The 26,187-nt window shown below is 44.7% G+C and carries 23 protein-coding genes; 8 read left to right on the top strand and 15 right to left on the bottom strand.

The window, feature by feature from the left end:
* Both C3420_RS05345 and epmA read left to right on the top strand, forming a co-directional pair.
* The gene (locus C3420_RS05345) at positions 1–1,068 is read left to right on the top strand and encodes a 4-phosphoerythronate dehydrogenase (protein ID WP_103799933.1); all 1,068 of its coding nucleotides are present in this window, start codon (positions 1–3) and stop codon (positions 1,066–1,068) included.
* The gene (gene epmA / locus C3420_RS05340; RefSeq protein WP_008302346.1) at positions 1,065–2,039 is read left to right on the top strand and encodes an EF-P lysine aminoacylase EpmA; all 975 of its coding nucleotides are present in this window, start codon (positions 1,065–1,067) and stop codon (positions 2,037–2,039) included. The genes C3420_RS05345 and epmA overlap by 4 nt, the downstream gene beginning before the upstream one ends.
* A 174-nt stretch (positions 2,040–2,213) precedes the next feature.
* On the opposite strand, the gene C3420_RS17830 is transcribed toward epmA, so the two are convergent.
* From C3420_RS17830 to radA, 14 genes are all read right to left on the bottom strand, one after another.
* On the bottom strand, positions 2,214–2,297 hold the full coding sequence (locus C3420_RS17830; protein ID WP_262478311.1) for a hypothetical protein: 84 nt from the start codon (positions 2,295–2,297) through the stop codon (positions 2,214–2,216).
* 60 nt (positions 2,298–2,357) lie between these two features.
* Positions 2,358–2,522: a hypothetical protein gene (locus tag C3420_RS17565; RefSeq protein ID WP_227499321.1), complete on the bottom strand. Its 165-nt coding sequence runs from the start codon at positions 2,520–2,522 to the stop codon at positions 2,358–2,360.
* A 159-nt stretch (positions 2,523–2,681) separates the two neighbouring features.
* Positions 2,682–3,914, bottom strand: coding sequence for a multifunctional CCA addition/repair protein (locus C3420_RS05330; RefSeq protein WP_008302349.1), 1,233 nt, complete (start codon positions 3,912–3,914; stop codon positions 2,682–2,684).
* Positions 3,915–3,997: 83 nt separating this feature from the next.
* The gene (locus tag C3420_RS05325) at positions 3,998–6,277 is read right to left on the bottom strand and encodes an NADP-dependent malic enzyme (RefSeq protein WP_008302352.1); all 2,280 of its coding nucleotides are present in this window, start codon (positions 6,275–6,277) and stop codon (positions 3,998–4,000) included.
* Positions 6,278–6,415: 138 nt separating this feature from the next.
* A complete protein-coding gene (locus C3420_RS05320; RefSeq protein ID WP_103799932.1) occupies positions 6,416–9,292 on the bottom strand; it encodes a putative bifunctional diguanylate cyclase/phosphodiesterase in 2,877 nt (958 codons plus the stop codon).
* 195 nt (positions 9,293–9,487) lie between these two features.
* Positions 9,488–10,198 (bottom strand): 16S rRNA (uracil(1498)-N(3))-methyltransferase, encoded by a 711-nt coding sequence (locus C3420_RS05315; protein ID WP_103799931.1) that lies wholly within the window; start codon positions 10,196–10,198, stop codon positions 9,488–9,490.
* 106 nt (positions 10,199–10,304) lie between these two features.
* Positions 10,305–11,141, bottom strand: a complete 837-nt coding sequence (gene metF, locus C3420_RS05310; protein WP_076753909.1) for a methylenetetrahydrofolate reductase [NAD(P)H] — start codon at positions 11,139–11,141, stop codon at positions 10,305–10,307.
* Between the two features lie 213 nt (positions 11,142–11,354).
* Positions 11,355–12,737 (bottom strand): adenosylhomocysteinase, encoded by a 1,383-nt coding sequence (gene ahcY, locus C3420_RS05305; RefSeq protein ID WP_004814998.1) that lies wholly within the window; start codon positions 12,735–12,737, stop codon positions 11,355–11,357.
* A 305-nt stretch (positions 12,738–13,042) separates the two neighbouring features.
* The gene (locus tag C3420_RS05300; protein WP_103799930.1) at positions 13,043–13,567 is read right to left on the bottom strand and encodes a tetratricopeptide repeat protein; all 525 of its coding nucleotides are present in this window, start codon (positions 13,565–13,567) and stop codon (positions 13,043–13,045) included.
* 97 nt (positions 13,568–13,664) lie between these two features.
* The gene (locus C3420_RS05295; protein ID WP_103799929.1) at positions 13,665–14,003 is read right to left on the bottom strand and encodes a DUF3325 domain-containing protein; all 339 of its coding nucleotides are present in this window, start codon (positions 14,001–14,003) and stop codon (positions 13,665–13,667) included.
* Entirely contained in the window at positions 14,000–15,775 is a 1,776-nt protein-coding gene (locus C3420_RS05290) for a PepSY-associated TM helix domain-containing protein (protein ID WP_103799928.1), read from the bottom strand. The genes C3420_RS05295 and C3420_RS05290 overlap by 4 nt, the downstream gene beginning before the upstream one ends.
* A 1-nt stretch (position 15,776) precedes the next feature.
* Entirely contained in the window at positions 15,777–16,121 is a 345-nt protein-coding gene (locus C3420_RS05285; protein WP_103799927.1) for a hypothetical protein, read from the bottom strand.
* 248 nt (positions 16,122–16,369) lie between these two features.
* Complete coding sequence (locus C3420_RS05280) at positions 16,370–17,377, bottom strand: Tim44 domain-containing protein (protein WP_103799926.1); 1,008 nt, start codon at positions 17,375–17,377, stop codon at positions 16,370–16,372.
* 121 nt (positions 17,378–17,498) lie between these two features.
* On the bottom strand, positions 17,499–18,884 hold the full coding sequence (radA, locus tag C3420_RS05275; RefSeq protein ID WP_004815011.1) for a DNA repair protein RadA: 1,386 nt from the start codon (positions 18,882–18,884) through the stop codon (positions 17,499–17,501).
* Between the two features lie 187 nt (positions 18,885–19,071).
* On the opposite strand from radA, the gene C3420_RS05270 reads away from it, so the two are divergent.
* Positions 19,072–19,500: a hypothetical protein gene (locus tag C3420_RS05270; RefSeq protein ID WP_103799925.1), complete on the top strand. Its 429-nt coding sequence runs from the start codon at positions 19,072–19,074 to the stop codon at positions 19,498–19,500.
* A gap of 75 nt (positions 19,501–19,575) precedes the next feature.
* Here C3420_RS05270 and C3420_RS05265 read toward each other — a convergent pair whose 3' ends face one another.
* Positions 19,576–20,922, bottom strand: coding sequence for an alanine/glycine:cation symporter family protein (locus C3420_RS05265; protein ID WP_004815015.1), 1,347 nt, complete (start codon positions 20,920–20,922; stop codon positions 19,576–19,578).
* A gap of 322 nt (positions 20,923–21,244) precedes the next feature.
* Here C3420_RS05265 and C3420_RS05260 point away from each other — a divergent pair, with 322 nt between their 5' ends.
* The 5 genes from C3420_RS05260 to xerA all read left to right on the top strand — a co-directional run bounded on the left by C3420_RS05260 (position 21,245) and on the right by xerA (position 26,183).
* Positions 21,245–22,648 carry an amino acid permease gene (locus C3420_RS05260; protein WP_004815018.1) on the top strand — a complete coding sequence of 468 codons (1,404 nt, stop codon included), beginning with the start codon at positions 21,245–21,247 and terminating at the stop codon, positions 22,646–22,648.
* A gap of 132 nt (positions 22,649–22,780) precedes the next feature.
* Entirely contained in the window at positions 22,781–23,014 is a 234-nt protein-coding gene (lptM, locus tag C3420_RS05255) for an LPS translocon maturation chaperone LptM (protein ID WP_026056785.1), read from the top strand.
* Between the two features lie 24 nt (positions 23,015–23,038).
* Positions 23,039–24,283, top strand: a complete 1,245-nt coding sequence (lysA, locus tag C3420_RS05250) for a diaminopimelate decarboxylase (protein WP_076753902.1) — start codon at positions 23,039–23,041, stop codon at positions 24,281–24,283.
* 12 nt (positions 24,284–24,295) lie between these two features.
* A complete protein-coding gene (dapF, locus tag C3420_RS05245) occupies positions 24,296–25,141 on the top strand; it encodes a diaminopimelate epimerase (protein ID WP_008302374.1) in 846 nt (281 codons plus the stop codon).
* 109 nt (positions 25,142–25,250) lie between these two features.
* Positions 25,251–26,183 carry a site-specific tyrosine recombinase/integron integrase gene (xerA, locus tag C3420_RS05240; RefSeq protein WP_076753901.1) on the top strand — a complete coding sequence of 311 codons (933 nt, stop codon included), beginning with the start codon at positions 25,251–25,253 and terminating at the stop codon, positions 26,181–26,183.
* The last annotated feature ends 4 nt before the right edge of the window (positions 26,184–26,187 follow it).

Below are 26,187 nucleotides of genomic sequence, written 5' to 3'. Positions count from 1 at the left end.
ATGAAAATTGTCGCAGACGAAAATCTGGCATTTACCGATTATTTCTTTGCAGAATTTGCCGAGATTCAGCATTGTGCAGGCCGTACACTGACTGCGGCAGATGTGCAGGATGCAGATGTCCTACTGGTGCGTTCAGTGACCAAAGTCAATTCACAGCTACTGGAAGGCAGCTCGGTCAGGTTTGTTGGTAGTGCCACGATTGGTACGGATCATCTGGATATTGCTGCACTTGAACAGCAGGGAATTGCCTGGAGCAATGCCGCCGGTTGTAATGCCCAAGCCGTAGCTGAGTACGTGATTACTGCCTTATTAAAACTTCGTCCAGCACTCCTGGATGCTGGCCCCGATTTTACCTTGGGAATTATTGGGCTAGGCAACGTGGGTACGCGACTGGCTTATATGGCAGCCCTGCTAGGCTGGCGTGTGATCGGTTGTGATCCTTTTGTACAACGAGACCATATTGAACAGGTTGATCTGCAAAGCTTATTGGCGCAATCTGATGCGATCAGTATTCATGTTCCTTTGACCAAACAGGGTGAGCATCCGACTTATCATATGATCAATGCAGATGCCTTTGCCCAAATGAAGCCTGAAACTATCCTGATCAATTCAGCGCGTGGACCAGTCGTTGAAGAAGCAGCATTAATCGCTGATATCAGGGCAACTCAGCGTCAGGTGGTACTGGATGTATTTGAACATGAACCGGTGATTTCAGCTGAAGTGCTGGATCTGGTCAGCTTGGTAACGCCACATATTGCCGGTTATAGTCTGGAAGGTAAGGCGCGTGGTACACAAATGATTTATGAGGCTTTCTGTCGTCATTTTGGCTATGAAATTAATAAGCAGTTTGAAAGCCAGTTACCAGAATGTGTGCCATATTTTGCAGGGCGGGACTTAAAAGCAGCTCTCAAACAGCACCTGGGTGAAATCTATGATATCCAACGTGACGATGCCAATCTGCGTGCTTGCTTAAAAGACGCTAAAGTCGATCAACAGGCTTTTGACCATTTACGTAAGACCTATCCGTTACGTCGTGAATGGGCGGCACATGGAGGACCGAAAGCATGACGATTGCTTATCAACCGAGCTGTGATGTAAATGCGATGCGCGCACGTGCTCATTTATATGCACAGCTGCGTCAGTTCTTTGCGGAACGTGATGTGCTGGAAGTAGAAACCCCGATTTTGTCTCAAGCGGGTGTGACCGATGTGCATCTGGCATCTGTGCAAGCACAACGTCATGTACTGGGTAAGCTCAATACCCATTATCTGCAAACTTCTCCTGAATTTGCGATGAAACGCCTGCTGGCAAGTGGTAGTGGCCCGATTTACCAGATCTGCAAAGTGTTTCGTGATGATGAGCATGGGCGTAAACATAACAGCGAATTCACCATGCTGGAATGGTATCGTCCGGGCTTTAGCCTGAAAGACCTGATGTTTGAAGTTTCAGATCTGTTGAATGTAGTATTAAAAGCCCGTTTTGGCGAAGTTCGTCCAACAGTACTGAGCTATAAGCATGCCTTTATGGATCGACTGGATCTGAATCCCTTAAAGGCAACTTTAAAAGAGTTAAAAGACTGCTGCCGTCGCGTTGGTTTAAATCTGGATCTGGGGCAGGATCGTCTGGCTTATATTGACCTGTTGTTCTCGCATATGGTGGAACCGAGCTTGGGATTTGACACAGCGGTATTTCTGACCGATTTCCCGCCTGAACTTGCTTCATTAGCAAAAACCAAACTCGATGAAGATGGTGAACTGGTTGCAGCACGTTTCGAACTTTATATAGAAGGTCTGGAACTGGCGAATGCCTATGATGAGCTGATTGATGCGGAAGTGTTACGCTCACGCTTTGAAGCAGATAATGCAGAGCGTAGCTCACTCGGTTTACATGTCATGCCGATTGATGAGTATCTGTTGGCTGCTTTACCGAATATGCCGGAATGTTCCGGGATCGCACTTGGGGTGGATCGTCTGTTGATGATCGCCACCAATCAGATGAAGCTTGAAAAGGTAATTACTTTCCCGGCAGATATTTCCTGATCCTCTTCCTGATCTAATCAGCCTGTTATCTGAGCAGGCTGATTAAGCCAGATATTTCCGAAAAATCGATACTGTAAGCATCAAAAACCAGATTCTTATAAAAAGCATGTGCAGTTAAACGTTCCTCACGATTGCCGCTATTTACTTGTATCAATTTTAAAAGACGTTGTTTAGCTAACTCTTCAATCGCTGCAATGAGCCTTTTCCCACACCTTGCCCGCGATGAGCCTGATCAACTACAAAAGACTGAATTCGCAAATATCCCCCATCAAATTTCCAAGTGTCTTTCTGAATTAAACCTGTATAGCCTATGACCTGTTATTCATGTTCAACGACCAGCGTCAAATCATTCGAATCCTGATGAATGCGTTGCCAGCGCTGCTGAATATTTTCTACTGTGGTGGAATAGCCAAGTTGTGTAGTAAGTGCATGGATTGCATGCAAGTCCTGTTCAAGTTGCAAAGGACGAATCAGAGAATTCATAAGTTTTTATCAGACAGAAGCGAAAGAGAGATAACCCGATTCTAGGTGGAAGATGAGGTCAATGAATTCTAATAATTTTGAATATGAATATAAGTGCGCAGAATAAAAGTATTTTAGATATCAATATATACAAAGAAGAAAGCTCCCGAAGGAGCTTTGTTAAATTAAGGCAGTATGGCGTTCTTTCAGCTCGGCTAAGGCATGGATACGACGTTCAATCAGCATCTCGCCAATATCAGGACCTTGAATATCTGCGGGTAAATCCTGAGCCTTGATACCACGAACCACTTGCATGGCTTCCCGCACATATTGCGCTTGTGGATAGGCACGGTCTTCCAGACCTAAACGGCCACGAGAATCACATTCACAGGCTTGCACAAAAGCTTCTACACGTTCCGGGCGACGTAATACATCCAGACGCTGCAATAACCGCCATAAAGTACCTGGTTTCAGATTAAGTGCCTGATGGCATTTTAAATGTTCTTTACAGACTGCAATTGCCAGTTGTTTGGTATAAGTTGGTACTTTGAAACGCTCGCATAATTCAGTTACGGGCTGTACACCACGCTCTTCGTGCATGATATGACGTGGCAATTCCTCGGTAGGCGTTAAGGCTTTACCTAAGTCATGCACCAGAACAGCAAAACGTACATCCAAATCATAGTTCTGGCGACAAGCCTGTTGTAGCGACATCATGGTGTGAATGCCGCAGTCAATTTCCGGATGATATTCCGGACGTTGCGGGACGCCGAACAGGGCATCAATTTCTGGGAACAGTACTTTTAATGCACCACAGCTGCGTAATACTTCAAAATAAATATCCGCATGTGATTCCATCAGGGCACGGGATGTTTCTTTCCAGACCCGTTCAGGCGTTAGCGTATTTAATTCACCTGATTCAGTAAGTTGACGCATTAAATCGAGTGTTTCCGTGGCAACATGGAAGCCCATTGCATGATAACGCGCAGCAAAGCGCGCGACACGTAATACACGGAGAGGATCTTCAATAAAAGCATCAGAAACATGACGTAAAACGCGGTCAGCAAGATCCTGTTGACCATTATAGGGATCATGCACATGACCGGCTTCATCCATGGCCATGGCATTGATGGTCAGGTCGCGACGGATCAAGTCCTGTTCAAGCGTTACGCTGGTATCGGTATGGAATTCAAAACCATGATAACCAGTGCCGGATTTACGTTCGGTACGTGCTAATGCATATTCTTCTTTTGTTTCAGGATGCAAAAATACAGGAAAATCCTTCCCAACCGGTTGATAGCCCAGATTGAGCATTTGATTGGGGCTTGCACCCACTACTACATAATCTTTTTCGTGATAGGGGTGTCCGAGCAAATGATCTCGAACTGCGCCGCCTACTAAATAAACTTGCATGAAAAAACCTCTATTCTTAGAAGCATCATGCTACAGAATAGAGGTTTTCTCAAGTCAAGAAACTCGGCGTTCGCCGCGTTTGCTTACAGGGCGTCTTGTTCCGCTTGTTGGATTTCTGCAACAGTCAAAGCAGTCATATTCACGACGCGGCGTGTAGTCGCTGTCGGCGTTAAAATATGAACTGGTTTCGCTGCACCCAGCAGAATCGGGCCAATGGTCACATTGTTACCAGAAGTTGCTTTTAACAGGTTAAACGAAATGTTAGCTGCATCCAGGTTTGGCATGATCAACAGGTTCGCAGCACCTTTGAAGCGTGAGTTCGGATAAGCAAACTGGCGGATATTTTCATCCAGTGCCGCATCACCATGCATTTCACCTTCAACTTCCAGTTCAGGCGCAATCTCAGACAGAATGTCGTAGACCTTACGCATTTTCTGTGCACTGGCATCGTTCTGGTCAGAACCGAAGCTAGAGTGAGACAATAGCGCAATACGTGGTGTCATACCGAAACGACGTACTTCTTCAGCAGCAAGAATGGTCATCTCAGCAAGCTGTTCAGCAGTTGGATTACGGTTGATATAGGTATCTGCAATAAACAGGTTACGCTCTTCAAGCATTAAGGCATTCAAAGTAAAGAAGGTATTGTGACCGTCTTTTTTACCAATGATATTGCTGACGAAGTCCAAGTGGATGTCGTAGCTTGAGTACGTACCACATAACATACCGTCTGCAAGGCCGTGTTTGACAAGCATAGATGCGATAAGTGTTGAGCGACGACGAGCTTCACGTTGTGCGTACTCTGGTGTTACCCCTTTACGCTGCATAATGCTATAGTAGTCATCGGCAAATTTTTCGTAATCTGGATTCTTTTCTTGGTCAACGATGGTGATGTTTACCCCGTTTTCTAAGCGTAAGCCCAATTTTTTGATATTTGCTTCAATTACTGCTGTACGGCCCACCAAAATTGGCTTCGCCATGCCTTCATCCACTGCAATTTGTACAGCACGAAGTACACGAAGATCTTCACCTTCCGCATATGCAATACGCTTAGGATCTGATTTTGCTTGAGCAAAAATCGGTTTCATCATAAATGCTGAGTTATAAACAAACTCAGACAAACGTTGATGATATACAGAGAAGTCTTGAATTGGACGTGTTGCTACGCCAGAATCCATCGCTGCTCTAGCAACTGCTGGCGCAATCTCTAAAATCAAACGTTGATCCAGTGGGCGAGGAATTAAGTAATCACGACCAAATGATGCTGATTTTTCACCATAAGATGCAGCATCTGCTTCGACATGTGCCATACGCGCAATCGCGTGTACACAAGCAATCTTCATTTCTTCGTTAATGGTGGTTGCACCAACGTCGAGTGCGCCACGGAAGATGTATGGGAAGCAAAGAGCGTTATTCACCTGGTTCGGATAGTCTGAACGGCCAGTTGCCATGATCACGTCTGAACGTGCTTCATGGGCATGTTCTGGCAAAATTTCCGGATCCGGGTTAGCCAAGGCAAAGATGATTGGATCTTTGGCCATTTTCTTGACCATGTCTTGAGTCAGAATGCCTGCAGCAGACAGACCCAAGAACATATCTGCGCCGTCCATTACGTCAGCAAGCTGAGTACCTTCGATGTCTTGTACATACGCTTTTTTCGATTCATCTAAGCCTTCACGTTTTGTAGTCAATAAACCACGTGAGTCCGCAACGATGATATTCTCTTTCTTCGCGCCTAGTGCACAAAGAAGGTTCAAGCAAGACAATGCAGCAGCGCCTGCACCAGATGCTACGATCTTGATTTCTTCAATTTTTTTACCATTGATAATTAAAGCATTGAGTAATGCTGAACCTACAATGATTGATGTACCGTGTTGGTCATCGTGGAACACCGGAATGTTCATGCGTTCACGAAGTTTCTGTTCAATATAGAAACATTCTGGTGCTTTAATATCTTCGAGGTTAATACCACCAAAAGTCGGTTCTAATGCTGCAACGATGTCGACAATTTTGTCTGGATCATTTTCTGCGATTTCGATATCGAATACGTCGACGCCAGCAAATTTCTTGAACAGGACGCCTTTACCTTCCATAACCGGTTTAGATGCTAAAGGACCAATGTTACCCAGGCCAAGAACCGCTGTACCATTACTTACTACCGCAACAAGGTTACCACGTGCTGTATACAGTGCTGCTTTAGATGGGTCTTTTTCAATTTCCAAACATGGCGCTGCAACACCTGGAGAGTAAGCTAGTGCTAAATCATGTTGGTTAACGAGTTGTTTGCTTGGGGTGACGCTGATTTTGCCGGGGGTAGGAAATTCGTGGTAGTACAGTGCCTGTTGTTTTAAAGATTGTTCGTCCATTAGTCTCTCGATCTATCAATAATTACCCAATTGCAGGTAACATAACCGCGGAATACAGGAGAATATATCACTAGTTGTGCGCTTAGCCCAGCCAAACGCACCCGTTTTTTGAAGAAATAATTGGTCTTAGGTCTGGATTTATACCTGATAGGTATAAGTCTCAGGTGTCATATTTTGTTCAAGAAATTCGGTCGCTTGCTGTTCAGGAAGCGGCTTGGAAAACAGATAGCCCTGTGCAATATCACAACCGAGTTGACGCAGGAAATCTAGCTGCTGCTCTGTCTCAATACCTTCAGCTACTACTTTCATTCCCATGGCTTTGCCCATTGCAACCATTGCACTGACAATAGCATCCTGTTTGGATTCACCAATTTTGGATACAAAACTGCGGTCAATCTTTAAAATATCGATTGGGAACTCTGCCAGATAAGACAGGGACGAATAGCCCGTACCAAAGTCATCCAGGGAAATGTTGATATCACGTTCCTTGATCTGATTCAGCACATTCATTACAGTTTCAGAATTTTCTACCAATGAAGATTCGGTAATTTCCAGTTCCAGATTCGAACCAGAAATACAGTTCAGTTTGATCGCTTCATCCAGATCATCCAGTAACTGGCCGCGGCGGAGTTGCTGCGCCACAATATTCACTGAAATACAGATATTATGGAAACCCTGGTCATTCCATTTACGGATCTGCTTTGCCGTTTGCTGTATCACCAGTTGACCGATTTCCGAAATCATACTGGTCTGTTCTGCCAATGGAATAAACATCCCCGGTGGAATAATGCCTTTCTCCGGATGATTCCAGCGGATTAAGGCTTCAAAACCGTAGATCTTCTGGTCATTAAGATTGATCTTCGGCTGATAATAGACGATCAGTTCACCATTCTGGATGGCTTTACGCAGATCGCGTTCAATGAAAATTCCTTGTTCCAGCAGGGCAGTATTTTCACTTGAATAAAAGTGAATGGTATTCCCACCGAGATTCTTAGCTTCACTTAGTGCCTGTTCGGCACAGTTATTGAGATAATCCAGTTGACGGCCATGATCAGGATAAAAAGCTACCCCCATTGAAAGCGTAATTTCATAGTCCTGACCAAAGATATTGAATGGCTGACTAAAGGCTTTCGCAATATGCTCACAATGTTCCTGCACGGAAGGGCGAATATGCGAGATTTCATACAAAATGGCAAAGTCATCGCCATTCAAATGCGCAACAAACATGGCTTCAGCATTGGTTAAGCGTAAGCGCTGTGCCACCTGACGTAATAACTCATCACCACCGTTGTTGCTCAGATATTCATTCAGCGGACGGAAACGGTCGATATTGATTCGAATCACCGCCATCTGCTTGATGGAATCTTTTTGTGTCACCAGGTACTGGTGCAGCTGATAGTTATAATAGAAACGATTTGGTAAGTCGGTCAGGGTGTCATAATTTTCCAGATAAGACAGACGCTGTTCCTGAAGCTTACGTTCAGTCAGGTCTGACACAATCCCGATATAGTGGGTGATACGGCCTTCATCATCCATAATGGCATTGATATGCAGCCATAGTGGCATCTCTTTGCCGGACAAGAATTTTTCATTAAGTTCGCCATCAAAAGAACCAATCTTCATGACCTGCTTGATGATATTGGCATGTACACTGCGCTGCTGAGATTTGGTATTTACCGTAATATCAAACAGGTGCTTGCCCAGAATTTGCTGACGTTCAAAACCAGAAAGTTGCTCGAAAAAAGGATTAACTTCGATATAGCTCAGCTCTTGATTAAGTATAAAGATACCTTCAGCCGCTTGCTCTAATACGCTGGCTGCAAGTTTTAATCCTTCCTGAGAATTACGTTCCTGCTGAATATCACGGCGAATACCGACCATGCGTACGGGTTTATTGGTTTTTGGATCACGGCTGATGACACGCCCGATATCATGAACCCAGCCCCATACCCCTTGGGTATTCTGGATGCGGTAGGTGGCTTCATAGCGCTCTACCTGACTGCGTAAGTGTTGTTTCATCATATCTTTGAAATGACGAAGATCATCCGGATGGATCAGATGATGCAGTTGTGCCTGATGCTGACCGGAACTGCGCTGGATTTTTTCTTGTGTATGCGTAGTTAGGGTAATGGTTCGATCTTTAATGTTCCAGTCCCACGGGCGGATGCCCGCAATTTCATGCGCAAGTTCCAGGTTCTGATGCTGGTCCTGTAAGGTAAGATTTATCTGCTCGATATCATAAGTACGTTCCCGTACTTTCTGTTCCAGCAGCTGATTATTGAGCTGTAACTGAAGTTCGATATTTTTGGATTTATTCACTTCAGTTTGTAACTGTTTACACAGTTCATCGGTCCAGGTAACTTGCTGTTCAGCATTTGTTACTAACAGATTATTCTCTGCATATAGACGTGAAGTACGTTGATGAATACGGTAAGTACTATTGGCACACAGCAAAATTACAATGACAGAAAAGTTCAATGCCAGACTGAAAAACGGATTAAGTGAAGAGGATTCCGTAATCTGCAGAAAGAAGAATGGGACCAGGGACGGCAAGAATATCAGGCAGAAATAACTCAGTTTTTGCGTGAGATAGGTGAGGCCAAAAGCTTGAGTCACCATAATCAGCAAGCCAGTCAGGGTCAGTGCTTCAATCAGTTCAAAAGATGGATTTACACGCGGCAAATAAACATACAGGGTAAAAATCCCGGTTGAAATACAGATGCCTACCAGTAGACACTGGATTTGTAGCCAGCGGTGAGCAGTTTCCAGTTTAAACTCATTCGGTTTAAAGTAGACAGTACTGATCAGCCAGCACATGCAGACCACCATCTCGGTAAGAATAAACCAAAGATTCAGGTAATAGTCTGCCGGATGATAATGTAACTGGTAAATACAGAAGATATAAAGACATACCAGCAGGATACTAATTAAAAAGTATCGACTGTGACGAATCGTATTCACGATTTGTGCACTGTTTAGCTGCTGCTGAATATAATCATCCTGATTATGAATCATGATTAAGATGCCTTTAATCTACGTAAGGGTGGTACTGCATTGTTTTTATTAAGCCCCTTAAATAAGTAACTTTTATCATTTAATAGGTCATTCATTTTTATCTTATTAAGACTAAAGTGCCAATATATAAAAATCAATCAAAAGCCCCACAAATTTTTACAAATGCGATAAAGTAAAATTGATCATTGAGAGAAATTAAAATTTGTAGTTCAAAATAGATAAAGCTACGACAGGCGCAGTTTCGGTACGCAGAACACGTTCACCAATACACCAGTTCACAAATCCCTGAGTATTGGCAGCAGAGATTTCAGCCTCACTGAGTCCGCCCTCTGGGCCAATGAGTAATGCCAAGTCTGGCGTTGCATTGTAAAGAACATCCACTTCATCTTTATTTGGAGCCAACACGAGCTTGGTTTGAGGAAGTTTACTTTGCAACCAGTTTTCCAGTGACATCGGAGGGAGAATTTTTGGAACAATATTCAAACCACATTGTTCGCAGGCTGCCGTAGCAATAGCTTGCCAGTGATCGAGCTTTTTTTGGTCACGATCGTACTTGAGGCGCATTTCGCAGCGTTCAGAGGTTAAAAGCTGAATTTCTGAGACACCAAGTTCAACCGCTTTTTGAATGGCATAATCCATACGGTCGCCTTTACTCATGACCTGCCCAAGTAAAGCTGTGAATTTTGGCATGCGGTTGCTTGGGTTAAAGCTATTGACTTGTACAGTAGCTGACTTTTTGGCAACCTCTACAAGTTCAACTTCATATTCACCACCTTGCCCATTAAATAGGGTGGCTTTTTCACCGACTTGAGCACGTAATACCTTCACCCAATGATGAAAAACGGTTTCAGTTAACTCAACCGTGGAATCAACATTTAAGTCTGCTTCAATAAAAAAACGTGGCATTTAAGGATTACTCTCAAGTGGAACAAAACAAGACGGTATTTTTTTATGCCCTCTCTGTATTTCTCCCAAAAGGATAAATTAAGGAGGGAAAATACCGCCTCAAAACTTATGCAAGACCTAAGTCTTTTACAAGTTGACGTGTAGGGTCAGTGGTGTTCATGGTGTAGAAGTGCAGGCTTGGTGCACCGCCAGCAATCAGGCGTTCGCAAAGTTTAACGATCACTTCATGACCAAATGCTTTGATGGATGCAGTATCGTCACCATAAGTTGCCAATTGCTTGCGAATCCAGCGTGGAATCTCTGCACCTGTACCATCGGCAAAGCGGATTAAATTGCTGGCATTGGTAATTGGCATAATGCCCGGTGCGACAGGAATATTCACACCTTCTTTTTGGATACGTTCTACAAAGTAGAAGTACGCATCTGGATTAAAGAAGAACTGTGTAAGTGCAGCATTGGCACCAGCATGAGCTTTTTCACAGAAACGTTTGATATCAGCGTCAAAGTTGTCTGCTTGTGGATGCATTTCAGGGTAGGCTGCCACTTCAATATGGAAATGATCACCTGAATGTTCACGGATAAAACGAACCAAATCTTGCGCGTATGGTAGTTCACCTAAACCGACTTGACCTGATGGTAAATCACCACGCAGTGCCACAATACGGTTGATACCCTGAGATTTATATAAATCCAGTAATTCTGCAATACGTTCCTTGCTATCACCAATACATGAAAGGTGAGGGGCAACCGGTGTACCTTTGCCATTGAAGTCATTAATGGTCGATAAGGTACGTTCACGAGTTGAACCACCCGCACCATAGGTCACCGAGAAAAATTCTGGATTTAAAAGCTGAAGCTCTTGGTGTACGATCTTGAGTTTTTCCGCACCAGCATCAGTTTTGGTTGGGAAGAACTCAAAAGAAATAGGAATCTGTTTCGACATGTTTAAATCCTTTTTATAAATACTTATTAATATTTTTCACCTCTCCTGAATCCTCTCTTGCGCTCAGTTTAAAAGCAGTGCTTGAAACTGGCTCAGAAGAGGACTTACCCTCGTAAATATCCACATTGTAATGAATATTCCCTCTCTTGCGCTGAGCTTCAAAGCAGTGCTTGAAGCACGCTCAGGAGAGGGTTAGGGAGAGGGATTAATCAATTAATATTTATAAGCGTCAGACTTAAACGGACCTTCAACAGCTACGCCAAGGTAATCCGCTTGTTCTTGCGTTAACTGCGTTAACACACCACCAAAGCCTGCAACCATGGCTGCCGCAACTTCTTCATCTAATTTCTTAGGAAGAAGTTCAACGCGAATCGCTGCTTGTTTTTGATCTTCAGGTAGATCAGCAAATTTCTCAGCGAATAAATGCATTTGACCCAAGACTTGGTTAGCAAATGAACCATCCATCACACGTGAAGGGTGACCTGTTGCATTACCAAGGTTCACCAGACGACCTTCAGAAAGAAGGATCAGGTAATCATTTTCGTTTTCTGAACGATATACTTGGTGTACTTGAGGCTTCACTTCAACCCACTTGTAACCACGTAGGTAGTTGGTGTCGATTTCAGTGTCGAAGTGACCGATGTTACACACCACTGCACCAGCTTTTAATGTATCTAACATTGCAGCGTCACAAACGTGGTAGTTACCTGTTGTGGTTACGATCAGATCAGTATTTAAAAGAAGGTCAGCGTTTACGTCTTCTTTTTTACCAGTTTGCACGCCATTTTTGTATGGAGAAACAACTTCGTAACCATCCATACATGCTTGCATTGCACAGATTGGATCGATTTCAGAAACGCGTACGATCATGCCTTCTTGACGAAGCGATTGTGCAGAACCTTTACCTACGTCACCGTAACCAATGACAAGTGCACGACGGCCAGATAAAAGCATATCTGTTGCACGTTTGATCGCATCATTTAGCGAGTGACGGCAACCGTATTTGTTGTCGTTCTTAGATTTAGTTACTGAATCATTTACGTTGATTGCAGGAACTTTAAGTGAACCGTCTTTCCACATTTCAAGCAGACGTTGAACACCTGTTGTGGTTTCTTCAGTAATACCGTGAATTTTTGCAAGAACTTCTGGGTATTTTTCATGAACAAGTGCAGTTAAGTCACCGCCATCATCCAGAATCATGTTGGCATCCCAAGGTGTACCGTTTACATTGATTTGTTGTTCAAGACACCACATGTATTCTTCTTCAGTTTCGCCTTTCCAAGCAAATACTGGAACACCAGACGCAGCAATGGCAGCAGCAGCGTGGTCTTGAGTTGAGAAGATGTTACAAGATGTCCAACGGACTTCAGCGCCCAGTTCTACCAAAGTTTCGATAAGAACAGCTGTTTGGATTGTCATGTGGATACAACCCAAAATTTTAGCGCCAGCAAGTGGTTTAGCAGCAGAGTAACGCTTACGCAAACCCATTAGGGCTGGCATTTCAGCTTCTGCAAGTTTGATTTCTTTACGGCCGTAGTCAGCCAGTGAAATATCGGCAACTTTATAATCTGTAAATGAAGCATTAACCGCGTTCATCACGATCTCCTTATAAAAAACAATAATTGATCATTCAGTTCGCGGATGCCGTTGTTGGTCTGTCTAGAAAAAGATGGACCGATCGTCGAGCCTGGCGCTTTTACATTTCGTACCTGTAAAACGTCGCAGCATCCCTCGACTAGCGGGGTATTGTACTTGGAAATTAATTTGGTTCCAATCTGAAATTGTTTAATATCTGACTAATAAGAAAATTTGCAAAATATTTTGAAAAATAAATATTCTTTTAAAAGCTTAAATCAGATTCAATTCTCATAAAAAAGCCCATCATCCGATGGGCTTTTTCTTTATTCTATTTCCTGCTCAGCTTCATCTGCTTTTTGTGTCCAGTAATCTGCCTGTATGTCATCAGAGACCACACCAAGACCATTGGCATAGATAAAGGCAAGGTCACGCATGGCCTGAACTTCACCCCATTCAGCTGCCTGTTTCACTAGTGCAATGGATTTTTCGACATTTTTTTCAACCACATCACCACGACGGTAAAAACCGGCAAGTTCCAATGTTGCTGCTGGATGCTTTTCGAAATTGGCTTTGCTCAACCAGTAATAAGCTAACTCAAAGTGAGCTTTAGAATCTTCCGGGTCTTCTTCCGCAATTTCTTTGGCATAAACCGTATAACCTTCACCGAGCCAGTACATGGCTTCAACCAGACCACCGTTCGCTGCTTTTAGTGCCCATTCTTCAGCCAGAATGATGTCATCTTCATGCTCGCTGTGCATATATAGTTCGGCAAGCTCAAATTGTGCTTCGGCATTGCCTGCCAGTGCGCGGTTTGCCAGAGTGGCAGGGGGAGAAACACGCTCGGTCATGTCAAAATCTCAAAAATCTTTGCATGTAGATTAAAAGGTTCAAAATAAAAAAGCCAATCCGAAGACTGGCTTTTTTATAAAAGGAATTAAATTGAGCTTAAAATACGCAAATTAGTCCAGAAATGAATGCAATGAGCACAAAGCCAATACTGATTATTTTAATTTTTGATTCAAAGTAAGTCAGGCTCAGGCCAACTGCTGATGCTGCAAAAGTCAGACTACCTAGCCAATAGCTGACCATATTGCTGATCGTACCGCTAAACAGGCAAAAAATTAGCGCAATGATCAGCAGTCCCCAGCCAGCAAGCGTGGCTAGTCGGGTTTTGCCAGCATCCAGTTCTTTGCCAAATATCTGTTTTTGATGTTTAGACATCGAAGCCGCCAGTGCAATAAAGCCCAGTGCAGATACAGACCAGATGAATAAGAAAAACATCATACTTCAGTCTCCACAGCTGTAGTCTTGGCCTTTTTAGCAGGCGGGCCTTGGTGATTTTTCACTTTCTTAAAGGCAAGCCAGAACACAACAGCTAGTAGCCACATAGCCAGGTCAAAGCTCGCAATGACCCATTGATCATTCGCTATAGTATTCCAGATTGGCTGTCCACCAGTCAGGACATTTATGACCGGAAGCAGGGCAAATAAAGCAGTTGCCAGTGCCAGCAGTTCTAACCAGGCCTGACGATGCGTCCGGATCATGGCATAGAAGAAAGTCAGCACCCATACTATAAAAAAGGTACGGATTTCCCAATTGGCACGCATTTCCAGTTCCACCGGAATAAAGCGATTGGCATAGAAGTAAGCAGCACAGGCAATAGGCAGACCAATAATTGCTGCGATATTGGTCACTTCCACCGTACGATAACCAAAAGATTTATAGCCCTGTTTCTGCTGTTGCGGTGCGCGTTTTACACACCATAGAATCAGACCAGTAGCGATCATCAATGTGCCGACAATACCGGACAGGAACAGTAACCAGCGTAGGACGAGATCCACACCGCGTGCTTCATGCAGTGAAGTCAGCACATTATAGATGCCATTCGAGACTGAAGGTGTTTTTAGTTCGGTTTGATCCGGTTTGAGCGCACCGGTTACGCCGTTGAATTCCAGACTTGGGTACATGCTACGATAGGCAACACTGATACCATTCAGAGCACGTAATTCGATTTCAGCTTTGCTGGTATTTGGCCGAATAATGGTGATGGTACCAACCGGATTGTTATTCCATTCTTTGTCCGCAGCTGCCAGAACCGGTGCCAGATCGGTTAAAGGCGCTGGACGGGAAGAGGAATTTTCGTCACGAGATCGACGTGCTTCACCGCGACCTGCCATTTCACCTCGTTCGCCACGTGCTTCACTAGCGCCATGAGGACGACGTTCTTCAGCTTCAGTACGCCCTTCACCACGTCCAGCCATTTCGCCGCCACGTTCGCTACGACCTGCACGAGATTCAGCTTCCTGACTATTATCCTGAACTAAAGTTTTACGCTGATCTTGGAGGAAAGCACCACGATTTTCATAAATCTGGTTTACGCCCCAAGGCATGATGGTAAATAACAGCAGCAATAAGCCACTGAATGTAATCATAATATGGAAAGGAAGTGCAAATACCGCGGTTGCATTGTGTGCATCTAGCCATGAACGTTGCCCTTTACCTGGGCGGAAGGTAAAGAAATCCTTAAAGATTTTCTTATGGGTAATAATCCCGCTGATAATCCCTACCATCATCAGTAAAGTCGCAATCCCGACAATCCAGCGTGCCCACATACGTGGCATGCCATATAAATCAAAATGAAAACGGTACAGGAAACTACCACCACGGGTTTCGCGTGCTTCTAGTACTTCACCGGTTGCACTGTCCAAAGTAATTCGTGTGCCGCCGCGGCGTGCACGAGGATCTTCACCAGCGCCACGGATATTGAGCGTAGTATAGTTCTGACGAGTATGCGGCAGCTGAATGGCCCAGCTACCCGCATCAGGATGATTTTTCTGTAAATAGGCGAGTGCTACTCGGGTCTGTTCAATCTGGGTGGCTTGCGGAACAGACTGGTGCAACTCTGGTTTCATCCAGATAGTAATTTCATTCTGGAAAAAACTTAATGTACCTGTCAGAAAAATCGCATAAAGCAGCCAGCCCAAGATTAAACTGGCCCAAGTATGCAACCATGACATTGACTGGCGTGGACCTTCCGGTTTTGCATCTGGTCTCATCTTATTTCCCTAAAAACTGGTAAGCGATATAGAACAACCCAGCTGGAACCAAAATGCCCAGCGTCGCTTTTAGGGTTTTATTGACCATAAATACCCAGATGAAAGCCCCTGTCTGTAAAAGAAAAGCGATCATAGTGGCGGATATGGCAGCACTACTTTGATAATCACTGAAGTACTGAGCAATGACCATGGCTGCAAAAGTGGCTAAAGCATATCCGCCTGAAGCAGCAAGTATGAAACGGTAGAAAATCATAAAGCGATAAGCCGTGAGTTTGGGCTGCACTTTCTTTTTAGATCGGATGACTGGATTGGGGACAGCTGATTTTTCAGTAGCTGTAAGATCCATATGAGGACTGCTGGTCATTGAAAATACTGTCTATTTATTTGTGGGAATTTCATTGATGCGAATGATAACAATTATTGTTTATATTTTAAATAACTATTTTTAAAGATCTTTTAAATAATTAAAATGAAGTGTAAGTTTAAGCAGTAATAAATAGGGGAATAAAAGATTTTGAAGCACAGCATGGGAACCCAATACTGAAAATAAAACAGCGGCTCGAAGGCCGCTGTTTTATTAAAAATACTTAAGTCTTAGCTTTCTTGCTGGATACCCGCAACCTGCCAGTCCTGGTTAGAACCTGCAGGTTTTACAAAGTGCCAAACTTCAGCAAATGGCTGTGGCAGACTGTTCAGGTCTTCACTTACTGTACCGGTAAAGCGTACGCTCACTACGTATTGACCATTTTCATTTGATGAATCTACAACCATGGCATTCAGGTTAGAGAACTCAGCAACATCCTGATCCTGATTCGCCATAATGTCGTTATACATAGACTGATACAGGTCAGGGGTCAGATAACGCTGAATTTCTGAAATGTTGCTCGCCGTATTCATAGACTGAATATGGTTAAAACGCTGACGCGCAACACGCAAGAAGGCAGCAGGTTCAGTACCATCAGGCAGCTGACTACCGCTTTGAGTATAAGCAGTACCAAACGGCGCGTTATTTACCGGAGCAGAACCAAATGGGGCATTATTGCCAGGTGTTTGACCACCGACATTCTGACCAAAGATATTGGTACTATCACCACCGCGAGGTGCAGCAGGTGCTTGACCAAATGGTGCTGACGAACCAGCACCACTGTTTGGAGCGAATGGATTGCTAGAAGTTACTTTTTTTTTTGCGCCCATTTTACGGAAAATGAAGAAGGCAACAGCTGCAGCAAGTAAGATCCAGATCCAGCCTGGGATACCACCTTGTTCTTCTTCTTGAACAGCTTCAACTTGTGCTTGAGATGCCGCGTTGTCATCTGCCAAAGCATTCGCTGCGACGGCACCAATTGCAGCACCCGCTACACCCGCAGCAACCATACCACCCACACCAGGGCCAGATTTTTGCTGAGTTGCTGCACCTGCAGTCGGAGCCTGTTGTGCAGGAGCTGCCTGACGGGGTTGCTGATAAGTCTGAGTCGGCGCAGCAGAACGTTGCATACCATGGCTTTTACCACCACCGGCACGTTTTGCTTCAGCAGCTAGAGGCGCAAACAGTAATGCTGCAGTCAAGAAACCCGCGATCAAACCGCGCTGTCGAACTTCCATTCAGTTTTCCTATGTAAAAAATATATTTGAACACTCTATTTATATAGGCTTTACATGGAATTTCAATCAAAAAACTGTATTTTTTTACCGAAATTCCAAACTGAGTGCTACAAATTGAATCCTACAGTTCATCACTTAAAGTCATGGCTTCACTGAGGGCTTCATGCAGACGGGCAACCGCAATAAAGCGTACGCCCGGAATTTCTTTCTGCGGGGCATTGGCACGCGGCAGGATAATATATTTAAAACCATGCTTGATGGCTTCTTTGAGACGTTCCTGACCATTGGGTACCGGACGGATTTCTCCTGATAGACCAACTTCACCAAACACAGCCAGTTGCTGCGGCAGAGCTTTACCACGGATACTCGATGCACAGGCAAGTAGAACGGCCAGATCAGAACCCGTTTCGGTAATCTTTAAACCACCGACGATATTGACATAGACATCCTGACCAGAGGTTTGTACGCCGCCATGACGATGCATTACGGCTAACAGCATATTCAGACGGTTTTGTTCCAGACCTAACGCTACACGACGCGGTTGACCATGCGCATCATCGACCAGTGCCTGAACTTCAACCAGCAATGGACGTGTACCTTCGCGGCTGATCATCACAATTGAACCGGGTATGGCTTCATCATAACGACTCAGAAAAATGGCAGACGGGTTGGAGACTTCACGCAGACCTTTATCGGTCATGCCGAATACCCCCAGCTCATTCACCGCACCAAATCGGTTTTTTACTGCACGGATCATTCGATAACGCGAATCCGACTGACCTTCAAAATATAGAACACAGTCCACCATATGTTCCAGCACACGCGGACCTGCGAGTGCACCTTCTTTGGTGACGTGACCGACAATAAACAGGGCGGTTCCGCTATTTTTGGCAAAACGGGTCAGGAGCGCTGCTGATTCACGAATCTGTGATACGCCACCCGGTGCAGACTGCAAGGTTTCGGTATAAAGTGTTTGAATCGAGTCGAGGATTGCAACTGCTGGTCGTTCCTGTGCCAGCACTTCGCAAATGCGTTCTACACAGGTTTCTGCCATGACTTTAAGATGTTCAGTTGGCAAGTCCAGACGCTGGGCCCGTAATGCCACCTGAGATAAAGATTCTTCACCTGTCACATAGAGTGCGGAACTGTTACCCGCGGCCATATGTGTGGCAGTTTGTAGCAGAATAGTCGATTTACCAATCCCTGGATCACCACCAATCAACACAACGGAACCTGTCACCAGACCACCACCCAGAACCCGGTCGAATTCTCCAATTCCGGTCGGCATGCGACTTTCATGTGAAACGGAAACTTTATTAAGCGTGGTAATCGCAGCGGCCTGACCAGCATAGCCGCCAATTTTAGGCTGGGCACGATGAGTCACCGCAGGTGCAATGTTGACTTCCAGCAAGCTGTTCCACTCACCACATTCAGCGCACTGACCAGACCATTTAGGATGGTCTGCACCACATTGCTCACAACGATAGACACTTTTTGCTTTAGCCATAGTTTCCGAAAAACAAGATTGGGAATAGGGCTACAGCATAGCGGTGAATGCCACTGAAAACCAAGATCTTCGCCTGAAAAATTCGCTGTTTTACGTCAGCGTGTGACGTATCTGCATCTGCTACTCTACATAAGCATCAAATACACCCTATAATGACCTTAATCATCACGGGAACAGGAAACCAAACATGCCACAACATATGCAACATATTGATGCAATCGCACGTGAAAAAGACCGTGATGTATTATTTGTACATTTTGAAAATTATGAACATGAAAATGCAGATGCTGACTCCTATCACCTGCGCCAGAATCTGATGGAGTGGCTGGAGCAACGCCAAATTGCTTTTGCACCATGTATGGGGATTGAGCAACCCGGTGTGATTGAAAGCTATTCAGGTGATCTTTATATCGATGTGCCATTTGATGAAGCCAACCCGATCTATCAAATGCTGAGTGACCATCTGGAAGATAGCGAAGGGGAAATGAAAATTCCTGGCGTACTATTTTTTGTCTTATCTTTGGAAACTGCGCTTGAGATTGAAGCAGATCGTGAGGAATTTCTGAATCTTAATCAAAATCATGATGACGATGAATTTTCAGGTCGTCTGAACTGATTTCGTTTAGAACACTGGGACCGTAAAAAAAAGCCACTTTTACAGTGGCTTTTTTCTTTAGGGCTTTGGATTATATTAATAAAGCTCACCAGACTTGCGTCGGGCAATAAAGTCTTTCGATTCTTTGGCAATCACACCTGAAAGCAATAACAAGCCGATCAAGTTTGGAATCGCCATCAGACCGTTGAAAGTATCGGCAAATAGCCAGACCAGATCTAGTGTAGCTATACAGCCAATGAATACGGTAGCAATGTAAATAATGCGGTAAGGCAGAACAAACTTTTCACCGAGCAGGTAAGTCGCACATTTTTCGCCGTAGTAGCTCCAGCCCAGAATAGTGGAGTAGGCAAAGAAGATAATGCCGAAAGTCACGACCCAACCACCAACGCCCGGTAACAGTTTGTCGAATACACCGATGGTCAGTACCGCACCAGTTTGACCACCAAAATCATTGCCCGCCATGATAAAGCCCATCACCAGCACAATACCGGTAATCGAACAGACAATAATGGTATCAATAAAAGTACCTGTCATCGATACCAGACCCTGACGAGCCGGGTGATCCGTTTTTGCTGCAGCGGCGGCAATCGGTGCTGAACCCATACCGGCTTCGTTCGAGAATACACCACGTGCTACACCGTAGCGAATCGCTGCACCAATGGCGCCACCAACCGCTGCTTCACCGGTGAATGCATAGGTAAAGATCATTTTCAGGGCAGGGCCAACCAGCTCCAGATTGTTAAAAATAATGATCAGACCGCCCGCGACATAACCAATCGCCATGATCGGTACAATAAAGGAAGAAGCTCTGGCAATGGATTTAATCCCGCCCAGAATCACCAGTGCAGAAAAGGCTGTGATGATCACGCCTGTAATCCAGGTTTCCAGACCAAAACCATTTTCAACGGCCAGTGCTACAGTATTAGACTGTACCGAGCTGCCGATCCCGAAAGAGGCAACAGCACCAAAAAATGCGAAAATTAAGGCTAGCCATTTCCATTTCAGGCCGCGTTCTATGTAATACATCGGACCGCCAGACATTTCACCTTTCTCATTTTTTACCCGGTATTTTACCGCCAGAACGCCTTCGCCATATTTGGTCGCCATACCGAACAGGGCAGTCATCCACATCCAGAAAACTGCACCAGGGCCACCCAAGACACAGGCTGTTGCCACCCCGGCAATATTACCGGTACCAATGGTGGCAGAAAGGGCGGTCATGAGTGAGCTAAACTGGGAAATATCGCCTTCGTGGGAAGGATGTTTGCCAAAAACCTGTTTAAAGGCCAGTGGCAACATACGGAATTGCCAGAAAAGTAATCGGAAAGTAAGGAATACGCCAGTACCGACAATCAGTACCAGCATATATGGACCCCAGACCCAACCACTGAGGGTTTCCATGATGCTTTGTAAATTTTGCATAAAGTTCTTCTTATTCGTCCTGAGTATCAGTTTAAAGTTCACTTAATTTTAATCAAGCAAATGACATGCCAGACGTGCTCATCCTCAGCACTATTCATGACATTTTTATAGGTTTATTTTTTACACAGTTTCGGAACTTTTACAACAAATATGCAGGAAATTTATCCAGAGCTTCTACGACTAAAGAGAACCTATTCGTTATATAAGAAAAATAAATTAACTTTTAAGATTAAGTGGAAAATACAAATGATGCGAATTTTCTTTTTGTATTCCCCCTTTTTTGCGTTAATTTGTCGCGATTAGACATCGAAGTTGAAAAATAATGTCAGGTCATCATACTGGTTCGCCGTCCGAAAACGGCGAGCTGCAGCGTAGTTTATCCAATCGACACCTGCAGCTGATTGCGATTGGAGGTGCTATTGGTACCGGCCTGTTTATGGGCTCAGGTAAAACCATTAGTCTGGCAGGGCCTTCGATTCTGGTGATCTATATGATCATCGGTTTCATGGTATTTCTCGTGATGCGTGCATTGGGCGAGTTATTACTGTCAAATTTACAATATAAGTCATTTATCGACTTCTCTACGGATCTGATCGGACCATGGGCGGGCTATTTTGTAGGCTGGACCTACTGGTTATGCTGGATTACGATCGGAATTGCCGACCTATCTGCGATTATTTATTATTTACAGTTTTTTAATAATGGTCTCCCATTTACCCCGGGCGAAGGGGTATTAATCAGTATCGCCTCTATTGTCTTTATCATGGGGCTGAATCTGGCCACCGTGAAGCTCTTTGGTGAAATGGAATTCTGGTTCGCCCTGATCAAAATTATTGCGATTGTAGTGCTGATTGCGGTTGGTCTGTGGATGATTTTCACCGGCTTTACCAATGATGCCGGTACGGTTGCATCCTTTGCGCACATTTGGGATCATGGTGGTTTGTTCCCGACGGGTGCTATGGGTTTCTTGGCTGGTTTCCAGATTGCGATTTTTGCCTTTGTGGGTGTTGAGCTTGTAGGTACCACGGCTGCGGAAACCAAAGACCCGGAGCGTAACTTGCCAAAAGCGGTGAATTCGATTCCGATCCGTATCATTATTTTCTATGTACTTGCTCTAGTCATTGTAATGTCTGTGACGCCATGGGATCAGATTAATCCAAGTGTTTCTCCGTTCGTAAATCTGTTTAGCCAAGCCGGTATTGCAGCTGCTGCGATCATCATGAATCTGGTGGTGCTGTCATCCGTGATGTCTTCGATGAACAGCGGTGTTTTCTCGACCAGCCGTATGCTGTTCGGTCTGTCGCGTGAAGAACAGGCACCGAAAGCTTTCGGTCGTTTGAACCCGCGTGCTGTACCTGCCAATGCCTTGTATTTCTCTGCAGTCTGCTTATTATTGGGTGCGGCGTTACAGTATTTTGTACCGAATACTGTTGAAGCCTTTACATTGGCAACGACATTATCAACCATCCTGTTTATCTGTGTATGGCTGATGATTATCTGGAGTTACATGATTTATTACCGTACCCGTCCAGAGCTACATGCCAAGTCAGTATTCAAGCTACCAGGTGGCTTGGTGACTTGCTGGATCGTGATTATTTTCTTTGTCGGCATGATTGGTGTGCTGGCATTAGAAGATGATACTCGCCGTGCCTTGATGGTCAGTCCGATCTGGTTTGTTCTATTGATTTTGGGCTATTTAGGCTTCTATAAACAGAAACATAAATAATCCATATCAATAAAAACGTCAGCGATCTGCTGGCGTTTTTTTTTGTCTAAAGATACTCTCTAGCGTTTAACGCTTTGGTCATGGCGAATGATCGCGTTATACTTCATCGAAACTATTCAATTAGGTGGTCAGATGCGCCAAGTCATTTGCTACATCAGTATCTTAGCAGCAGGTCTTGCTCTTGCAGGTTGTGGTCAGTCAGGTGCCTTGCACTTGCCAAATGATCCGGATTACGACAAGCGTGCCAAATATCTGCTCTATAAAAATACCGAAGCTGAGTCTAAAACTTCCGATGAAGAACGAGATGCCCCTGTGCAACAACAGTTTGCTGCGCCCGAAACATCAGATTCAACCATTACACCTTAACGCTTTCAAAGAAAGGATACCTTCATGAGTTTCACCCGTATTAATGGGGTATTGCATGCCGAGCAATGTTCACTGCAACAGCTGGCAGAGCAATTTGGCACACCACTCTATGTTTATTCAAAAGCGACTTTTGAAAAGCATTATCTGGACATGGATCGTGCATTTGACTTTATTGATCACCAAATCTGTTTTGCCGTGAAGTCAAACTCCAATCTTGCGGTATTGAATGTATTGGCAAAGCAAGGGGCAGGTTTTGACATCGTTACGGGCGGAGAGCTGGCACGTGTACTGAAAGCGGGTGGTGAACCTTCTAAAATCGTATTCTCGGGTCTAGGTAAATCAGAAGCGGACATCAAGAAAGCGCTAGAAGTTGGTATTGCCTGCTTTAACGTAGAATCTTATGCCGAGCTGGATCGTATTCAGAAAGTTGCGGCGGAACTAGGTGTAAAAGCGCCGATCTCACTGCGTGTGAATCCAGATGTGGATGCGAAAACTCATCCCTACATTTCAACGGGTCTGAAAGAAAATAAATTCGGCATTCCATCGGATAGCGTATTTGAAACTTATCAGTATGCAGCATCTTTAGCCAATTTGGATGTCGTTGGAATTGACTGCCATATCGGTTCACAGTTGACTGAAACCCAGCCTTTTGTAGATGCGCTGGATCGTGTCATCGTGATGGTCGACCAGTTAAAAGAGATGGGCATTCACCTCAAACATATCGATATCGGTGGTGGTTTAGGGGTGACTTATAAAGATGAGACACCGCCATCTGTTCAAGAATATGCTAATGCGTTGCGTCCGGCTTTAGAAAAGCTGGGCCTGAAAGTCTATATGGAACCGGGCCGTAGTATTTCTGCCAATGCAGGCGTGCTACTGACCAAAGTGGATCTGCTCAAACCGACCAATCACCGTAATTTTGCAATTATTGATGCGGCAATGAATGACCTGATTCGCCCAGCTTTATACGAAGCATGGATGGACATTCAGTCTGTGACACCGCGTAATGATGTCGAGACGAAAGAATGGGATGTGGTGGGTGCAATCTGTGAAACTGGCGATTTCCTCGGTAAAAAGCGTGAGCTTGCGATCAAGGAAAATGATGTGCTGGCAGTACTCGGTGCTGGTGCTTATGGTTTTGTGATGAGCTCGAATTACAATAGCCGTGGCCGTGCTGCTGAAGTGATGGTTGATGGTGATCAAGGACATTTGATTCGCGAACGCGAAACGATTGAATCATTGTGGGAACGTGAGCGTTTATTGCCTTAAGGAGACAGAATAATGTTACTTGAATTTACCAAGATGCATGGTCTGGGCAATGACTTTATGGTGGTTGACCTGATCAGCCAGCGTGCTTATCTGGATACCCTGACTATTCAGCGTCTGGCAAATCGCAATTTTGGCATTGGATTTGATCAGTTACTGATTGTAGAACCACCTGATGTAGCGAGTGCTGATTTTAAATACCGTATTTTCAATGCCGATGGTTCTGAAGTAGAACAATGCGGCAATGGCGTGCGCTGTTTTGCCCGTTTTGTGCATGAGCGTCAGCTGACGACGAAAACTAAAATCAAAGTACAGACCAAATCTGGCATTGTGGAACCTGAATTGGGCGCCAATGGTTGGGTGCGCGTCAATATGGGCTATCCAAAATTCTTGCCTCAAGAAATTCCATTCCTGGCCGATGAACCGGATAATCTGTATGACATCGATCTGGCAGAGGGTGAAAAACTCACGATTGATGTAGTGAACATGGGTAATCCTCATGCGGTAACAGTCGTACCGGATGTGATTAATGCAGATGTAGCCCGTATTGGTCCACAAGTAGAATCGCATGCGCGTTTCCCGGCACGCGTCAATGCAGGCTTCATGCAGATCATTGATGAAAAGCATGCGCGTTTACGCGTATATGAGCGTGGTGTAGGTGAAACATTGGCATGCGGTACGGGTGCTTGTGCAGCCGCAGTATCTGGTATGCGCCGTGGCCTACTTGCCAACAATGTCGAGATTGAACTGGCGGGCGGCAAGTTGCAGATTGAATGGGTCGAGGGGGATGTAGTCTGGATGACTGGTCCAACCGCAACTGTTTATGAAGGTCGCTTAGACTTACGTTATTTCCAAGCTTAATTTAAAAAGCCCTGAAGAGTCAGGGCTTTTTTATATAGGCCGAATAAATTATTTTTGCATTATTTGATAGACTGATGTTTGTCAGGCTCAAACAGCCAAGGAGGATAGAATGCAGCTTGATCCACAGCAATTGTTATCCATATGGCTCAAAGAACGTGAAATCCAGAACCAGTCCAAACATACTTTGCAGGCCTATGAGCGTGATGTTTCCGACTTTCTGAATTTTTGTCAGCGTCATGCTTTAGCACTCGGAGATATTGAATCAACAGATTTACGCCAGTTTATGGCGGAAAAAGTTGAACAACAGGGCCTAAGTTCCAGCAGTCTGCAGCGGCTACTTTCAGCAATTCGCCAGTTTATGAAATGGGCTGAACAGGCACAGCATGTCAGTTTTAATCCGGCAGATGATTTTCAGCTGAAAAGACAATCCAGACCTTTGCCCGGTATGGTTGATATTGAAACCATTCATCAGATTCTGGATCAGCCTGAACCTGAAGGTGAGGTGCAGCAGCAGATGTGGAAACGCGATAAGACAATTCTGGAACTGCTTTATTCCAGTGGGCTACGTCTGGCTGAAATACAAGGCCTCAGAATTAAAGATATTGACTTCAACCGTCAGCTGCTTCGCATTACGGGTAAGGGGAATAAAACCCGTATTGTGCCATTTGGTTCCAAAGCCAAAGACAGTGTCATGGCGTGGTTACAGATTTATCCTCTATGGCATGGTGATTTTGTGCCAGAAGCACATGTCTTTATCACTCAGAAGGGTAATCCGCTAGGGGCAAGGCAGATTGAAAATCGGGTCAAGCTTCAGGCGCAGCGTGCAGGCGTCAATGTGGATCTGCATCCGCATTTGTTAAGACATTGTTTTGCGAGTCACATGTTATCCAATAGCCGGGACTTACGAGCCGTGCAGGAAATGCTGGGACATAGTAATCTGACTACAACCCAAATTTATACGCATGTCGATTTTGATCATCTGGCGCAGATTTATGATCAGGCGCATCCACGGGCACAACATAAACCTGAAAATCTTAAATAATCAT

The sequence above is a fragment of the Acinetobacter sp. ACNIH3 genome (assembly GCF_002918965.1).
Lineage (GTDB): Bacteria > Pseudomonadota > Gammaproteobacteria > Pseudomonadales > Moraxellaceae > Acinetobacter > Acinetobacter schindleri.
Note: the sequence above shows the minus strand (reverse complement) of the source record. Positions and strands in the feature narration are given on the sequence as shown.

What these genes read in the sequence shown, in the direction of transcription:
- C3420_RS05345 (WP_103799933.1), top strand. Translation starts at nt 1, where the DNA reads ATGAAAATTGTCGCAGACGAAAATCTGGCATTTACCGATTATTTCTTT.
- epmA (WP_008302346.1), top strand. Translation starts at nt 1,065, where the DNA reads ATGACGATTGCTTATCAACCGAGCTGTGATGTAAATGCGATGCGCGCA.
- C3420_RS17565 (WP_227499321.1), bottom strand. Translation starts at nt 2,522, where the DNA reads ATGAATTCTCTGATTCGTCCTTTGCAACTTGAACAGGACTTGCATGCA.
- C3420_RS05330 (WP_008302349.1), bottom strand. Translation starts at nt 3,914, where the DNA reads ATGCAAGTTTATTTAGTAGGCGGCGCAGTTCGAGATCATTTGCTCGGA.
- C3420_RS05325 (WP_008302352.1), bottom strand. Translation starts at nt 6,277, where the DNA reads ATGGACGAACAATCTTTAAAACAACAGGCACTGTACTACCACGAATTT.
- C3420_RS05320 (WP_103799932.1), bottom strand. Translation starts at nt 9,292, where the DNA reads ATGATTCATAATCAGGATGATTATATTCAGCAGCAGCTAAACAGTGCA.
- C3420_RS05315 (WP_103799931.1), bottom strand. Translation starts at nt 10,198, where the DNA reads ATGCCACGTTTTTTTATTGAAGCAGACTTAAATGTTGATTCCACGGTT.
- metF (WP_076753909.1), bottom strand. Translation starts at nt 11,141, where the DNA reads ATGTCGAAACAGATTCCTATTTCTTTTGAGTTCTTCCCAACCAAAACT.
- ahcY (WP_004814998.1), bottom strand. Translation starts at nt 12,737, where the DNA reads ATGAACGCGGTTAATGCTTCATTTACAGATTATAAAGTTGCCGATATT.
- C3420_RS05300 (WP_103799930.1), bottom strand. Translation starts at nt 13,567, where the DNA reads ATGACCGAGCGTGTTTCTCCCCCTGCCACTCTGGCAAACCGCGCACTG.
- C3420_RS05295 (WP_103799929.1), bottom strand. Translation starts at nt 14,003, where the DNA reads ATGATGTTTTTCTTATTCATCTGGTCTGTATCTGCACTGGGCTTTATT.
- C3420_RS05290 (WP_103799928.1), bottom strand. Translation starts at nt 15,775, where the DNA reads ATGAGACCAGATGCAAAACCGGAAGGTCCACGCCAGTCAATGTCATGG.
- C3420_RS05285 (WP_103799927.1), bottom strand. Translation starts at nt 16,121, where the DNA reads ATGGATCTTACAGCTACTGAAAAATCAGCTGTCCCCAATCCAGTCATC.
- C3420_RS05280 (WP_103799926.1), bottom strand. Translation starts at nt 17,377, where the DNA reads ATGGAAGTTCGACAGCGCGGTTTGATCGCGGGTTTCTTGACTGCAGCA.
- radA (WP_004815011.1), bottom strand. Translation starts at nt 18,884, where the DNA reads ATGGCTAAAGCAAAAAGTGTCTATCGTTGTGAGCAATGTGGTGCAGAC.
- C3420_RS05270 (WP_103799925.1), top strand. Translation starts at nt 19,072, where the DNA reads ATGCCACAACATATGCAACATATTGATGCAATCGCACGTGAAAAAGAC.
- C3420_RS05265 (WP_004815015.1), bottom strand. Translation starts at nt 20,922, where the DNA reads ATGCAAAATTTACAAAGCATCATGGAAACCCTCAGTGGTTGGGTCTGG.
- C3420_RS05260 (WP_004815018.1), top strand. Translation starts at nt 21,245, where the DNA reads ATGTCAGGTCATCATACTGGTTCGCCGTCCGAAAACGGCGAGCTGCAG.
- lptM (WP_026056785.1), top strand. Translation starts at nt 22,781, where the DNA reads ATGCGCCAAGTCATTTGCTACATCAGTATCTTAGCAGCAGGTCTTGCT.
- lysA (WP_076753902.1), top strand. Translation starts at nt 23,039, where the DNA reads ATGAGTTTCACCCGTATTAATGGGGTATTGCATGCCGAGCAATGTTCA.
- dapF (WP_008302374.1), top strand. Translation starts at nt 24,296, where the DNA reads ATGTTACTTGAATTTACCAAGATGCATGGTCTGGGCAATGACTTTATG.
- xerA (WP_076753901.1), top strand. Translation starts at nt 25,251, where the DNA reads ATGCAGCTTGATCCACAGCAATTGTTATCCATATGGCTCAAAGAACGT.